Origin of the sequence: Dorea sp. MB18-49 (assembly GCF_023669465.1) — a bacterium.
In the GTDB taxonomy this organism is placed as follows: domain Bacteria; phylum Bacillota; class Clostridia; order Lachnospirales; family Lachnospiraceae; genus Dorea_A; species Dorea_A longicatena.
This window is the reverse complement of the sequence record NZ_JAMOYX010000027.1, coordinates 1-12,610: the sequence shown is the minus strand read 5'-3', so window position 1 is coordinate 12,610 and position 12,610 is coordinate 1. Positions and strand designations below refer to the sequence as shown.

17 protein-coding genes and 1 pseudogene are annotated in these 12,610 nt (G+C 42.3%); 15 read left to right on the top strand and 3 right to left on the bottom strand.

Features of this window, described 5'->3' with window-relative positions; genetic code table 11:
- The first annotated feature begins 46 nt into the window (after nt 1–46).
- A complete protein-coding gene (locus NCY30_RS09180; RefSeq protein WP_250818650.1) occupies nt 47–1,402 on the top strand; it encodes an N-acetylmuramoyl-L-alanine amidase in 1,356 nt (451 codons plus the stop codon).
- A 15-nt stretch (nt 1,403–1,417) separates the two neighbouring features.
- On the opposite strand, the gene NCY30_RS09175 is transcribed toward NCY30_RS09180, so the two are convergent.
- Nucleotides 1,418–1,693 carry an ABC transporter substrate-binding protein gene (locus NCY30_RS09175; protein WP_173787720.1) on the bottom strand — a complete coding sequence of 92 codons (276 nt, stop codon included), beginning with the start codon at nt 1,691–1,693 and terminating at the stop codon, nt 1,418–1,420.
- 154 nt (nt 1,694–1,847) lie between these two features.
- Here NCY30_RS09175 and NCY30_RS09170 point away from each other — a divergent pair, with 154 nt between their 5' ends.
- From NCY30_RS09170 to NCY30_RS09110, 14 genes and pseudogenes are all read left to right on the top strand, one after another.
- Nucleotides 1,848–2,261 (top strand): hypothetical protein, encoded by a 414-nt coding sequence (locus tag NCY30_RS09170; protein WP_022415372.1) that lies wholly within the window; start codon nt 1,848–1,850, stop codon nt 2,259–2,261.
- Nucleotides 2,262–2,477: 216 nt separating this feature from the next.
- On the top strand, nt 2,478–2,699 hold the full coding sequence (locus NCY30_RS09165; protein WP_055180142.1) for a hypothetical protein: 222 nt from the start codon (nt 2,478–2,480) through the stop codon (nt 2,697–2,699).
- A 132-nt stretch (nt 2,700–2,831) separates the two neighbouring features.
- Entirely contained in the window at nt 2,832–4,229 is a 1,398-nt protein-coding gene (locus NCY30_RS09160; protein ID WP_022415374.1) for a sodium-dependent transporter, read from the top strand.
- 263 nt (nt 4,230–4,492) lie between these two features.
- Nucleotides 4,493–4,621 carry a hypothetical protein gene (locus NCY30_RS15095; RefSeq protein ID WP_256171826.1) on the top strand — a complete coding sequence of 43 codons (129 nt, stop codon included), beginning with the start codon at nt 4,493–4,495 and terminating at the stop codon, nt 4,619–4,621.
- A 60-nt stretch (nt 4,622–4,681) separates the two neighbouring features.
- The gene (locus tag NCY30_RS09155) at nt 4,682–5,098 is read left to right on the top strand and encodes a C-GCAxxG-C-C family protein (protein ID WP_006428919.1); all 417 of its coding nucleotides are present in this window, start codon (nt 4,682–4,684) and stop codon (nt 5,096–5,098) included.
- 68 nt (nt 5,099–5,166) lie between these two features.
- Nucleotides 5,167–5,529, top strand: coding sequence for a VOC family protein (locus tag NCY30_RS09150; RefSeq protein WP_055180144.1), 363 nt, complete (start codon nt 5,167–5,169; stop codon nt 5,527–5,529).
- 33 nt (nt 5,530–5,562) lie between these two features.
- A complete protein-coding gene (locus NCY30_RS09145) occupies nt 5,563–5,853 on the top strand; it encodes a hypothetical protein (RefSeq protein ID WP_006428917.1) in 291 nt (96 codons plus the stop codon).
- A gap of 20 nt (nt 5,854–5,873) precedes the next feature.
- Nucleotides 5,874–5,993, top strand: a pseudogene (locus tag NCY30_RS15360) (carboxymuconolactone decarboxylase family protein); the annotation flags it as partial.
- A gap of 267 nt (nt 5,994–6,260) precedes the next feature.
- The gene (locus NCY30_RS09135) at nt 6,261–7,217 is read left to right on the top strand and encodes a ketopantoate reductase family protein (RefSeq protein WP_250818649.1); all 957 of its coding nucleotides are present in this window, start codon (nt 6,261–6,263) and stop codon (nt 7,215–7,217) included.
- 18 nt (nt 7,218–7,235) lie between these two features.
- Nucleotides 7,236–8,525, top strand: a complete 1,290-nt coding sequence (locus tag NCY30_RS09130; RefSeq protein WP_250818648.1) for an L-cysteine desulfidase family protein — start codon at nt 7,236–7,238, stop codon at nt 8,523–8,525.
- Complete coding sequence (locus NCY30_RS09125; RefSeq protein WP_195369464.1) at nt 8,525–9,877, top strand: MATE family efflux transporter; 1,353 nt, start codon at nt 8,525–8,527, stop codon at nt 9,875–9,877. The genes NCY30_RS09130 and NCY30_RS09125 overlap by 1 nt, the downstream gene beginning before the upstream one ends.
- Before the next feature lie 79 nt (nt 9,878–9,956).
- The gene (locus NCY30_RS09120; protein WP_250818647.1) at nt 9,957–10,193 is read left to right on the top strand and encodes a GNAT family N-acetyltransferase; all 237 of its coding nucleotides are present in this window, start codon (nt 9,957–9,959) and stop codon (nt 10,191–10,193) included.
- 78 nt (nt 10,194–10,271) lie between these two features.
- Nucleotides 10,272–10,529, top strand: a complete 258-nt coding sequence (locus NCY30_RS09115) for a hypothetical protein (protein WP_250818646.1) — start codon at nt 10,272–10,274, stop codon at nt 10,527–10,529.
- A gap of 104 nt (nt 10,530–10,633) precedes the next feature.
- Nucleotides 10,634–10,795 carry a hypothetical protein gene (locus NCY30_RS09110; protein WP_250818645.1) on the top strand — a complete coding sequence of 54 codons (162 nt, stop codon included), beginning with the start codon at nt 10,634–10,636 and terminating at the stop codon, nt 10,793–10,795.
- A 79-nt stretch (nt 10,796–10,874) separates the two neighbouring features.
- Here NCY30_RS09110 and NCY30_RS09105 read toward each other — a convergent pair whose 3' ends face one another.
- Both NCY30_RS09105 and NCY30_RS09100 read right to left on the bottom strand, forming a co-directional pair.
- Nucleotides 10,875–11,867, bottom strand: a complete 993-nt coding sequence (locus NCY30_RS09105; RefSeq protein WP_250818644.1) for an asparaginase — start codon at nt 11,865–11,867, stop codon at nt 10,875–10,877.
- A 110-nt stretch (nt 11,868–11,977) separates the two neighbouring features.
- Nucleotides 11,978–12,226 carry a hypothetical protein gene (locus NCY30_RS09100; protein WP_006428907.1) on the bottom strand — a complete coding sequence of 83 codons (249 nt, stop codon included), beginning with the start codon at nt 12,224–12,226 and terminating at the stop codon, nt 11,978–11,980.
- Between the last annotated feature and the right edge of the window lie 384 nt (nt 12,227–12,610).

Below are 12,610 nucleotides of genomic sequence, written 5' to 3'. Positions count from 1 at the left end.
TAACATATTATATAGTGTGTGCGACGTCGCACAGAAAGGAGCAATTATGGCACATTTATTTTTAATAGCCGGACACGGAGCCGGTGACAGTGGAGCTGTTGGATATGGTTACACAGAAGCAGAGAGAGTCCGGGCACTTGCAAGACGAATTGTAGCATACGGAGGAAGTAATGTTACTCTGGGAGACGTGAGTCGGAACTGGTACGCCGACAAAGGCATCAGCTCGCTGAATATTCCAAAAAGCTATCAGATTCTGGAACTTCACATGGACAGTGGAGTATCGACAGCCAAAGGTGGTCACGTAATCATCAAGGAAGGATACTCCCCGGATCAGTACGATACGGCACTCGCCAACTTCATCGGTTCATTCTTCCCTGGAAGAGCCAACAAGGTTGTAGGCAGAGCACACCTTGCAAATGTCAATCGTGCAGCTACAAAAGGTTACAGTTATCGTTTGCTGGAGAACGGATTTATTTCAAATCATGAAGATTTAAACAAATTCAATTCCAAGATCGATGACTTGGCAAGAGGAATCCTTAAAGCTTTCGGCATCACGTCTGCAGCACCGGTAGCACCAGTTAAGAAGAAAGCAGAACCAATCGACGGAGAGATTAAGGCTGGTGGAGTATTCCAGAACAAGACTGATAAGTTCGGCGCAATCTCATACCAGGCTCATATGAGAGGCATTGGATGGGGCAACTGGCAGTCCGATGGCTTAATGGTTGGTTCTACTGGTCAGAATCGTAGAATTGAAGCGCTTCATATTAAGCCAGACGGAGAGACTGACGTTGTAGTTCATATGAAAGAAATCGGTAATAAAGAATACAAGAACATCAAGAAGGACACACTGATCGGAACCACCGGACAGAACAGAAGACTGGAAGCAATCCGGATCACCGGAAAGAAATCGTTCTATCTGTATAGGGTCCACCAGAAGAGCATTGGCTGGTCAGAATGGGCCAATAACGGAGAATGGGCAGGTACGACCGGAAAAGGACTGCAGATGGAAGCACTGCAGATTAAAAAATCCATGTTCTCCGTCGAACCGCACGTACAGAGCAAAGGATGGCTGTCGCCAAAAGCCGCAGAGAATGTGATCGGTATCACCGGTCATGCATTACGTCTGGAGGCAATCCGGATCAACCCATACGGAAAGACCATTAAGGCGAAAGCTCACATCCAGAGTAAAGGCTGGGTGGATTACGGTACGATCACTAAAGACACGATCATCGGTACTGTAGGCGAAAAGAAACGTATCGAATGCTTATGCTTCGAAGGCGACTTCGAATACCGTGTTCATATCCAGAGTTCCGGATGGACAGATTGGACAAAAGCAGACGGAGTAGCAACGCTTGGAACTGTAGGACAGGAATTACGTATCGAGGCTATTCAGTTCAGATAATATGTCTTGTACTAACTAGCTAACTCCAAAACCAGTCACGAGAGAAAGATCGATTCCTTCGTTGGCAAAATATCCCTTTTCGATTGCCACATACATCGGAGCATAGAAGATGGAGTGTGCTACTTCATTTAATGTAACAGGAGTCAGTTCCTGTTTTTTAGTACTTGTGGATTTTGAAGTTTTTGCTGTTTTGTCTGATGCGGATTCCGATTTGTCAGCAGATGTACATGCAAAAAGTGAAGTGACAGATAGTGTAAGGAGTAAAAGAAGTGCAGTGATACGCTTTTTCATAAGATCCTCCCGGTGAAATATATTCTATGGTTTATAGTATATTCGGAAAGAAGAAAACAGTGATGGAAAATCGAGAAAATATATCAATAGACAGGATTTATTTCCCGCTATCGTAGAACCGGTAGCGAGAGAATTTACAGAGAAGTTTGTAAGTGTGCAGGAGAGATTCCATGCGACAGACCCGGATAAGCAGGCAAAACAGTTAGATGATTTCGCACAGCAGGGTATGGAGATGTTTGTGGAATATATGTATGAGCATTTCGAAGAGTTCAAACTTCTGGTAAATGGTTCCTATGGGACGAAGTTCCAGAACTTTGTAGAACATCTGGTGGATATCGAGACAGAATATACATATAAGTTCATGGAAGCGACCGGACTTCATTTTAAAGGAGGAAAGCCGGTTACGAAAAACTTCATGCACATTATGAATAAGGCATTATTTGAAAGCTTTTTCGAAGTGGTAAGGCACGATATGTCCAAAGAAGAGGCTGAAGAATATGTGGTCATGCTGGAAAAATATCACAGCGCCGGATGGGACATTATATACAAAGAAGGCTGTGAATCATAGGTGTATCATTGGTCTTAAAAAAGAAAATAAACAGACTGCTATAGTGTTACTGTGCATCTGCTGAAAAATGGTGATAGAAGGCACAGGTAACTGGCAGTCAATTATTTTTACCTGTGGTTAGATAAAACTCACAAAAGATACTTCTGACTTACTGAACGTAACAGCAGTTATATTACGTTATAACTATGATGAAATGAGATAAAGGAGTGAAGTTCTATGGCGGAAAAAACAGAGAAAAAACCGTCATCCATTCAACGGCTGTTTGAGTTTGCCGGAAACTACAAGTATCTGGCAGTTGCTTCGTGGATACTTGCGGCAATCAGTGCATTCGTCGCACTTGTTCCATTTTACTTTATATGGAGACTGATCAAAGAAGTACTTCGTGTTGCACCGGATTATGCGAAGACACAGCTAATGGCAGCAGACTGGAGCCTGTAGATAGCAGAAATACCAGTGGGGACAGAAAAAAAGCTACTTTTTCACGTCTCCACTGGTCTTTTTTGTTTTATTTTCTATGAATTAGTGGTAAAATATTGAAGTATTAACGAAAAAATGAGAGGAAAAAAGAGTATGAAACAAAAAAATAGCTTTAGCGGGCAGATTGGCTTCGTATTTGCAGCAGCCGGAAGCGCAGTCGGCGTGGGAAACCTCTGGCGTTTTCCATATCTGGCAGCAAAAGACGGGGGAGGACTTTTCCTGATTATCTATCTTGTGCTGGTATTGACGGTTGGTTTTGTGTTACTGACTACAGATATAGCAATTGGCCGCAAGACGGGAAAAAGCGCAATCTATGCCTATGAATCAATGAGAAAAAAATGGAAATTTCTTGGAGTGATCACATTCCTGGTTCCGGTATTGATCATGACTTATTACGCGGTGATTGGTGGATGGATCTTAAGATATATCGTGATCTATCTTACAAGTTCAGGAAAGCAGGCAGTAGCAGATAACTGCTTTACTTCATTTATCTCTTCTCCGTCTTCCGTATGGTATGGACTGATCTTTATGTTCCTGACTGCACTGATCGTATATAACGGAGTAGAAAAGGGAATTGAACGAGTTTCCAAATTTATCATGCCGGTTCTGTTGATCATGGTAATTGGAATCGCAATTTTCTCACTTACATTAAAGACTACGTTGGATGACGGAACGGTCCGTACAGGATTACAGGGACTGAAGGTGTATATGAAACCGGATCTGACAGGAATCACGATTGGACGTTTCCTTCAGATCACACTGGATGCAATGAGTCAGTTGTTCTTTTCACTGAGTGTATCTATGGGAATTATGATTACATATGGATCTTATGTAAAGAAAGATGTAGATCTGAACAAAGCGGTATCGCAGATTGAAATTATGGATACAGGAGTTGCATTCCTTGCCGGTGTTATGATCATTCCGGCAGTATTCGTATTCTCCGGACTGGATGGTATGTCAGCAGGCCCGGGACTGATGTTTGTCTCATTGCCGAAAGTATTCTACTGTATGGGAGTGGTAGGAAGAATCATCGGAATTCTGTTCTTCGTGCTGGCAGGATTTGCGGCGTTAACATCTTGCATCTCGGTACTGGAATCCATTACCGCAAACTGTATGGAATTATTCCACACAGAGCGTAAGAAGACGACCAGAGTGTTATCGGTGATCTACCTGATCGCAACAGCAGTGATCGCACTTGGATACAGCGTCTTCTATGTAGAAGTTGCACTTCCAAACGGAAGTACGGGACAGCTTCTGGATATCATGGACTATATCAGTAATAGCTTTATGATGCCGTTTATCTCACTGTTATCAGCAATCTTGATCGGCTGGATCATGAAACCGTCATGGATTGCGGAGGAAATGGAACTGAATGGCAAAAAATTCAAGCGTAAAAAGTTATATAATGTGATGATGCGTTATATTATGCCAGTCATTATGATGATTTTATTCCTGCAGTCAACAGGTGTGTTGAATCTGATTATGAAATAAGAATATATAGAAATCGTAGTTTGAAAGGAAGTCGGAGAAATCTGGCTTCTTTTTGTAATCTGAGTATCTGGAAAAGTCAATGAAAGGTGTTGGGCGTATTGATTTTACTTTTTGCTATTAACTAATAATTGCAATTGTGTATAGTTTTATGTTAAAATATATTAAATAATAGTAATTTGGTTTAATAAAGTATGCGATATTATAACAGGAGGGGCAATGGGGAAAGGTTGGTACTAGCAAATTAGGAGAGTTATAATGCTATTTTGATTAATCAGAATAAGAATCAGAAAGAACGGATGAAATTATTACGACAGTTAACGGTACAACAATTAAATACATTGGAAGCGGCAAGCATGAATAATCTGAATAAGATCGGAAACGGAGATAGATAAGAATTAACTAAAAATGAAATAAAAAGTAAAAATATATAACCAAAAGGAGAGTAGACTAACATGAATACAAAAGCAGAACATGCAGCAGAATTACACCAGAGAGGATGCAACTGCGCCCAGGCAGTAGCCTGTACATTTTGCAAAGAATTCGGAATCAGTGAAGACGATATGTTTCGTATCGCAGAAGGTTTTGGTCTGGGTATGGGCGTGATGGAGATGTGTGGTGCATTGTCTGGAATGGCAATGATCATCGGCCTTGATAACAGTCAGGGAGGCACAGAAGAAGGATCCAGAACCAAAGGGGATACATATAAGAAGATCCGAAGCAAAGTAGAAAAATTCAAAGAGAAAAATGGTTCCTGCATCTGCCGGGAGTTAAAAGGTGTGGAGACAGGAAAAGTTCTCTGCAGTTGTCCACAGTGTATCGCAGATGCCGTAGCTTTGACAGAAGAATATCTGGCAGAGCAGGGAAAATAAAGTCTGGATAAAATAAAGCTCAGGGAAAATGAAATCCGGGAAAAGTCAATGCATAATGGAGAAAAGAAATGCGATTAAAAAATATATTAATTGTTGTAAAAGATATCGAACATTCCAAACAATTCTATCATGACCTGTTCGGACTGAATACAATTCTTGACAATGACGGCAATGTGATATTAACGGAAGGCCTGGTACTTCAGGACGAAAAGATATGGAAAGAAGTTCTGAATAAGGATATTATTCCGGAAAATCATGCCAGTGAGTTATATTTCGAAGAACCGGATATCGAAGCATTTGCCAGAAAGCTTGAAAAGTTGTATCCTAATATTAGGTATGTCAACCGGCTGATGACACACAGCTGGGGGCAGAAGGTGGTCCGTTTCTATGATCCGGATGGCAATCTGATCGAAGTAGGAACACCGATGTAAAGAATTTTGGAATGATAACGGAGGATAAGAAAGATGGGAGTTCAATCAATTGATGCAGAAGATGATCAGTTCGCATATCGTTACGATACACAGTTACTGATCGAGAGAAGAGACGAAGATCTGGATGAAGATGATATCGCAGATTATATTACAGAACATTTTGAAGGTAACAGTCTGATCGCAGCAGGTGATGAAGATCTGGTGAAGATTCATTTTCATACGAATGAGCCGTGGAAGATACTGGAGTATTGCAATTCTGTTGGAGAAATCTTTGATATCGTTGTAGAAGATATGATCCGTCAGGCGAATGGACAGCAGGGATAACAAAGAAAGCATTGAAAGAAGATTCTTCCCTGAAATTCCATCTTCAGAACGCCAAAGATCACGGAGTGACACAGAAAGAGATCGCAGCAGTGATCACACACGTGGGATTCTATGCAGGATGGCCGAAGGCATGGGCAGTAGAAGTTCCGGGAGAAGAGACTTCCAATGAATGGTGCGAGGCAGTATCCGATGAAGAATACGGAAAATTGAAATAATCCTACCGAAGTATAAAAAATGTGATAAAATGGTTGCAGTCAGGGAACTGATTGCAGCCATTTTTTGGGTATCGCCATGTGTTCGTAAGGAGCTGCCAGTGGCAGGTCATGTAGATACAAAAGTATGCAAGAGAAGGTGCTGGCGGACGATTCTGAGGATTAACAGAGACAGAACATGAAAGGACAAGAATCATGAAGATAACATCAGTTGCAGTATTAGGTGCAGGTGCGGTAGGTTCCTATGTGATCTGGGGACTTGCGAACCGTGAAGATATAAAGCTTGGCGTGATCGCCGAAGGAGAGAGAAAGGAAAGACTGAGCCGTCAGGGCTGTGCGATCAACGGAAAGGTCTATCATCCGGAGGTGTGGACACCAGAGGAAGCAGAAAATGTGGATTTCCTGATCGTTTCGTTAAAATACGGTGCATTACCGGGAGCATTGGAAAGCATCCGAAAAATAGTTGGAAAAGATACCAGTGTAATGAGCCTGATGAATGGCGTGGACAGCGAAGAGATCATCGCAGAACAGATTGGAAAGTCACACATTCTTCCGGCTGTGATTAAAGTAGCGTCACACAGAGAAGCGGACGGATATCATTTCGATCCGGAGACAACACTTGGGATCATCTTCGGTGAATATGAAGCCCCATACGAAAGTGAAAGGGTAAAGGCGGTGAAAGAACTGTTTGTCGGTACGGGAATCCATTACCGCTCAACGGAATATGCAATAGAAGAAGTGTGGTGTAAATTTCGTCTGAATGTCTGCAATAATCTGCCACAGGCAATCCTGGGAGCAGGTGTTGGCTGTTACCGGGACAGTGAACATATGAAAGCAATTCAGAATGGTTTGAAAAAAGAACTGGAAGCAATTGCAGAAGCGAAAGGAATTGACATCAGTAAAGCGGACAGAATGTCCGGACGGGGAAGTGCGGTTCCGCCAAAGGCCCGTTATTCCACATTACAGGATCTGGATGCAGGACGTCATACGGAGATCGATATGTTTTCCGGAGCGCTGATGCGTATGGGAAAAGAACTGGGGATTCCAACACCATATAATGAATATACCTATCATATGATCAAAGCACTGGAAGAAAAGAATGACGGTAGATTTGCCTATACAGGAGAGGAAGAACCAACCTGGTCGAAATAAAAAGTTTGGGGAAGAGATATGTTAAAAAAAGAAGAAATGATTACACTTTTAAAGAATGATGTAGTTCCGGCACTTGGCTGCACGGAACCGGTATGTGTAGCACTGTGCGCAGCAAATGCAGGAAAAATGACGGAAAATAAGATCCGCTCGATAGAAGTGGAAGTAAATGCAGGAATCTATAAAAATGGAATGTCGGCAGGAATCCCAGGCTGTGATTATGTAGGACTTCCATATGCAGCAGCACTGGGAGCATATCTTAAGAATCCGGAAAAAGGGCTGGAACTTCTGGAAGATATCACACCGGAAATTCTGGAACAGATGAAAGAACTGTGCGGTATGGCTGCTGTATCCGTGAAGATTAAAGAGCAGGAGCAGGGATTGTATGTGAAATGTAAGATCAAGACAGAAGCAGATATGATCACATCGGTCATCAGAGGAACACATACGAATCTTGTATATCTGGAGAAAAATGGAAAGATTATATATGAAAAAAATCAGGAAAACGGACAGGCATCAGATAATGCTCTGATTGAGACGTTGAAACAGATGACAATTGCACAGATCCGCCAGGTTGCAGATACAGCTTCAGAGGAAGAATTACATTTCCTGATGGATGGAGTGGAAATGAATGAAAGACTGGCAGCTTATTCCGAAAATAAGAAAGTCGGAGTAGGAATTGCAGATACGCTTCGGAGTGAAAAAGGTTCAGAGGTGTTGAAGAATGATCTGCTGACCAGAATTATGCTGAAAGTAAGTTCGGCAGCCGAGAGCCGTCTGGACGGCTGTCCGCTGCCGACGATGAGCAGTTCCGGTGCGGGAACAAAAGGTCTGGTAGTGATCCTGCCGGTCAGTGAAGCAGCAGACGCATTGGGAGTGTCAATGGAGAAAAAGGTGCGTGCGCTTGCAATTGCTCACCTGGTGAACCGTTATATCAATGCTTATATAGGAAAGCTGTCACCGATGTGCTCCTGTGTCATGGCATCATCAACGGCTGCATCCGTAGGAATTGCTTACCTGCTGGGAGGCAGTGACGAACAGCTTGGGTATGCGGTGCGAAATATGTCTGGGACGGTAACGGGAATGATCTGTGACGGCGGAAAGGTCGGCTGTGCAATGAAGGTTGCAGCAGGATCATCGGCAGCCCTGCTTTGTGCGCTGACGGCCGTTCATGATGCGCCGCTTCGTGTGAGTGACGGTATCTGTGCAGAGACACCGGAAGACTGTATCCGTCATATGGCACAGATCGGTAATCAGGGGATGGCGCAGACGGATAAAGAAATCATTCATATTATGGAGCAGAAAAAGTGATGACAGAAAAAGTGAAACAACAGCATATGTTTTCAAATAAAATGATCGCCGGTATTCTGATACCGGTCGTTCTGGAACAGTTATTGAATTCAATTATGGGAACGGCAGATACGATGATGGTAAGTAATATTGGATCTGCAGCTATCTCGGCAGTATCGCTGGTGGACTCTATCAATATTCTTGTGATACAGGCATTTTCGGCACTGGCAGCAGGAGGAGCAATTGTCTGTTCACAGTATATCGGACAACAGAATAAAAAGATGGCGAATGAATCTGCAAGACAGGTGTTATTCATCATCACGGCCATCTCGATCGCAGTCAGTGTGTTATGTCTGGGATTTAAGAAACCGCTTTTGCGCCTGATTTTTGGTTCAGTAGAAGCTGACGTTATGAGAGCCTCAGAGACATATTTCTTTTATACAGCTATTTCATTTCCGTTCATAGCGGCATATGATTCGGCGGCATCCATTTTTCGCGCGCAGGAGAATACGAAGGGTCCAATGCTCATTTCCATGATATCGAATGCGATGAATATTGTTGGAAATGCAATTATGATCTGGATTTTCCATATGGGAGTTGCGGGTGCGGCAATTTCTACACTGGTCTCCCGTATATTCTGTGCAGTGGTAGTATTGATTCAATTAAGAAAAGACCGGCAGCCAATTGTGGTAAGAGATTACCTGAAAATCCGTCCGGACTGGGCGATGATCCGGAGAATACTCGGGATTGGAATTCCGTCCGGTGTGGAAAACAGTATGTTCCAGCTTGGAAAACTGGCGATACAGTCTACCGTATCAACATTAGGTACAACTGCAATCGCAGCCCAGGCAATGACAAATATTCTGGAGAATCTGAATGGAATGGCGGCAATCGGAGTTGGCGTAGGGTTGATGACAATTGTAGGTCAGTGTATGGGAGCGGACAGAAAAGACGAGGCGGTCTATTACATAAAAAAATTAAGTGTGATCGCAGAAGTGGCAATCATTGTAAGCTGCCTGCTGGTATTTGCATTGACCAGGCCTGTGACAGCTCTTGGCGGCATGGAGCCTGCAAGTGCAAAGATGTGTTTCCATATGGTAACCTGGATTACGCTTGTGAAGCCGATTGTATGGACGCTGGCATTTGTTCCGGCATACGGACTTCGTGCGGCGGGAGACGTAAAATTTTCTATGATCACGTCGTGTCTGGTCATGTGGCTGTGCCGATTTTGTCTGTGCGTGATACTGATCCGATTTCTGGGATTTGGACCGATGGGCGTCTGGATCGGTATGTTTGCCGACTGGACAGTGCGTGCAGTAATATTTACATGGAGATTCCATAGCAGAAGATGGTTAAGGTATAAGGTGATTTAAAGATGAAGTTGTATTAAAGAAGGCAGATCAGACAGAGGTAGAAGAAATATTCAGTCTGTATCTGAAGCAGATTCAGGGGATGAACGAAAAAGGAATTAATCAGTGGAACAACAATGGTTATCTGCACAATTTTGTAATCGACCTGACTGAAAAAGGGGCTGGAAGAGAAATCATAAAAGCTGTCGAAGCACTGGCAGTAAATGATCACAAAGAAAGAGTGCGTCTGGACTGTTCCATCGACAATCCATTTCTTAATCAGTATTATGAATCAATGGGGTATGAGATGGCAGGAACCTGCAAAGATGGGGGGGTATGAAGGCAATAGGCGTGAAAAATATATGGCATTACTATAGAGAAAAATAAATCATAATAAGGAAAATCAAAGGAGAAAAAAATGAACGAATTATATGAATTGATTGAAAAGAAAATAAAGGAATCGGGATATCCACGTCAGATTTCCGGAGCAGATGTATATGATGATATCTGTGATCAGATTGACGGAAAAGAAAATGGGACATATCTGCTGCTTTCGAAATTTGAGGATAATGTGATATTTGAATATCATATTACTATTAATGACGAGGATTTTAATCTGGGAGTTCTGACAATGAAAACACCGGAAGGAACATTCGAAGTAGATTTTGATAAGTAGGAAAAATATCAAAAACAAAAGATAAGTTGGAACATTATTAAAAATTCAGGGTAATACAATGGGAAAAATCTTTAGAACCTTCAATTATTACGGTGCTTGGAACAGTGGTATTCCGTGTAATCTGGCTTTTGACTGTCTTTAAGATGGTTCCGACATATGAGATGCTGATGAATGTGTATGTTGCATCGTGGATCTTTACCGGAGGGTTGTTGTTACTCATCTATCTGAAACACATGAGGAAGCTGGAGAAGAAAGCGATAAAGTAGTTGTAGAATTTTAATTTGTTATTATTATGGCGGCTATCACCAGTCGGTGATAGCCGCCATAATGCATAAAACAAAAAAATCAGACTCTGTCGTGATTGATCTCGCGATAGAATAACCGTGCAATCTCATCCTGTTTATCCGTCTGACCAAGAATCCACATCAGTTTCGCAACAATGGATTCTGTCGTCATATCATCGGACTTAAGGATTCCTTTATAATTATTGAATTTTTTCCCAACCTGATATACACCAAGATCACAGCCTTCTTCCGGCACCTGTGTGGTGACGGCGATCGTCTTGCCGGAATCAACCCAGGAGAAGATTGCCTTTTCAAAGGAATCATCATATTCCGGGATACCGCCGATACCAAAGGTTTCCAGGATGATAGCATCATAGTGACCACTCAGCAGATCAAAAATCTCAGCTTTGACTTCCGGTGTCAGCTTCAGCACAAAGACACGGTCATTAAGACTTGCGTAAGATTTCAGATCTTGCGGAGCAGGACGTTTTTCCGTATAGTAACGGATGATGCGGCTGTCACGGATGATGGCAAGTTCCGGGAAGTTCATACTGTCAAAGGCATCAAAACTTCTGGTGCGCTGCTTGCGTCCACGTGTTCCGGCGACAACTTTTCCGTTAAATACAATGCAGACATTGCAGGAAAGATCGTCGGCAGCATACAGAATGCTCTGGAACAGATTGATCTTCGCATCGGTATAAGGATTGGCCATCGGTTTCTGGGAACCGGTGAGTACAATCGGCTTTACACTGTCCTGAATGAGATAAGACAGGGCAGCGGCGGTGTATGCCATGGTGTCTGTTCCATGCAGGATGACAAAGCCGTCGTAATGATTATAATTTTCCATGATCGCATCGCGGATCATCAGCCACTGGCGCGGGCGCATGTTCGTGCTGTCGATATTCATAAGCTGAAGTATTTCCAGATGACAGATATCTTTGATACCAGGTACGCTGGCTGCCAGTTCTTCGCCTGTTACAGCCGGTGTCAGTCCAAGATCCCCTTCTTTGGATGCAATCGTACCACCGGTTGCTATCATTAGTATGTTTTTCATGATCAGTTACCTCTCAATAATTCATTGTTTTAAACTCTTCTATAAGATTAGTCGTGATTAAGAGGCATGTCAAGGAAAAAAGAAATTTAAACAATGGATTTTAGAGGATTTTATCCGGTGATACCAGATGTATCTTCAGGGGCTTCGTTGTTGTCTTTTATATCGGAAGCCGGAGGAACAGGAGGAAGAAACGGGTACAATTCTTCATAAGAATCAAGTTCTGCTTCGGAAAGAGGGGCAGATGGAATAAGGCCGGTACAATCCTGGGACGAGGCGGCACCGGAAAGATAGTCATAAGAATCAATCAGTTCCTGATTGGTCAGAGGTCTTAAGCGGGTAGATTGTTTTACATCTTTCATAATAAAAACTCCTTACATTCATTAGAAATACGAATAAATAATTGATATTTAGTAAAAAATGATGAAAATATGCTTTCCAGAATAGAATAGGTGGAAAAAAAGAAAATTATACTGTATAATATTTCCTGTTGCAAAATTGTAGAGTGTTAAAGCTAGAAAGAATGAAAGCAACAATCAGATACAGATTAGAAAATAAAGAAGCATGAATAAAAGAACTAAAAAATAAAAGGAAAGGAGTTAAAAGATGAGAGTTGAGATTGACACTCATACACATACGCTGGCAAGCGGACATGCATATAATACAATGAATGAAACCTGCTAAAAAAAGTCAATAATTATTTTTATCTTTTTTATTTTCTGTCACAAAATATATTTGCGTACCAC

Excerpts from the sequence above, each read along its gene's own strand:
- NCY30_RS09105 (WP_250818644.1), bottom strand. The coding sequence starts at position 11,867 with ATGAAAAACATACTAATGATAGCAACCGGTGGTACGATTGCATCCAAA.
- NCY30_RS09115 (WP_250818646.1), top strand. The coding sequence starts at position 10,272 with ATGAACGAATTATATGAATTGATTGAAAAGAAAATAAAGGAATCGGGA.
- NCY30_RS09130 (WP_250818648.1), top strand. The coding sequence starts at position 7,236 with ATGTTAAAAAAAGAAGAAATGATTACACTTTTAAAGAATGATGTAGTT.
- NCY30_RS09175 (WP_173787720.1), bottom strand. The coding sequence starts at position 1,693 with ATGAAAAAGCGTATCACTGCACTTCTTTTACTCCTTACACTATCTGTC.
- NCY30_RS09160 (WP_022415374.1), top strand. The coding sequence starts at position 2,832 with ATGAAACAAAAAAATAGCTTTAGCGGGCAGATTGGCTTCGTATTTGCA.
- NCY30_RS09100 (WP_006428907.1), bottom strand. The coding sequence starts at position 12,226 with ATGAAAGATGTAAAACAATCTACCCGCTTAAGACCTCTGACCAATCAG.
- NCY30_RS09155 (WP_006428919.1), top strand. The coding sequence starts at position 4,682 with ATGAATACAAAAGCAGAACATGCAGCAGAATTACACCAGAGAGGATGC.
- NCY30_RS09135 (WP_250818649.1), top strand. The coding sequence starts at position 6,261 with ATGAAGATAACATCAGTTGCAGTATTAGGTGCAGGTGCGGTAGGTTCC.
- NCY30_RS09125 (WP_195369464.1), top strand. The coding sequence starts at position 8,525 with ATGACAGAAAAAGTGAAACAACAGCATATGTTTTCAAATAAAATGATC.
- NCY30_RS09180 (WP_250818650.1), top strand. The coding sequence starts at position 47 with ATGGCACATTTATTTTTAATAGCCGGACACGGAGCCGGTGACAGTGGA.
- NCY30_RS09150 (WP_055180144.1), top strand. The coding sequence starts at position 5,167 with ATGCGATTAAAAAATATATTAATTGTTGTAAAAGATATCGAACATTCC.
- NCY30_RS09145 (WP_006428917.1), top strand. The coding sequence starts at position 5,563 with ATGGGAGTTCAATCAATTGATGCAGAAGATGATCAGTTCGCATATCGT.
- NCY30_RS09165 (WP_055180142.1), top strand. The coding sequence starts at position 2,478 with ATGGCGGAAAAAACAGAGAAAAAACCGTCATCCATTCAACGGCTGTTT.
- NCY30_RS09120 (WP_250818647.1), top strand. The coding sequence starts at position 9,957 with ATGAACGAAAAAGGAATTAATCAGTGGAACAACAATGGTTATCTGCAC.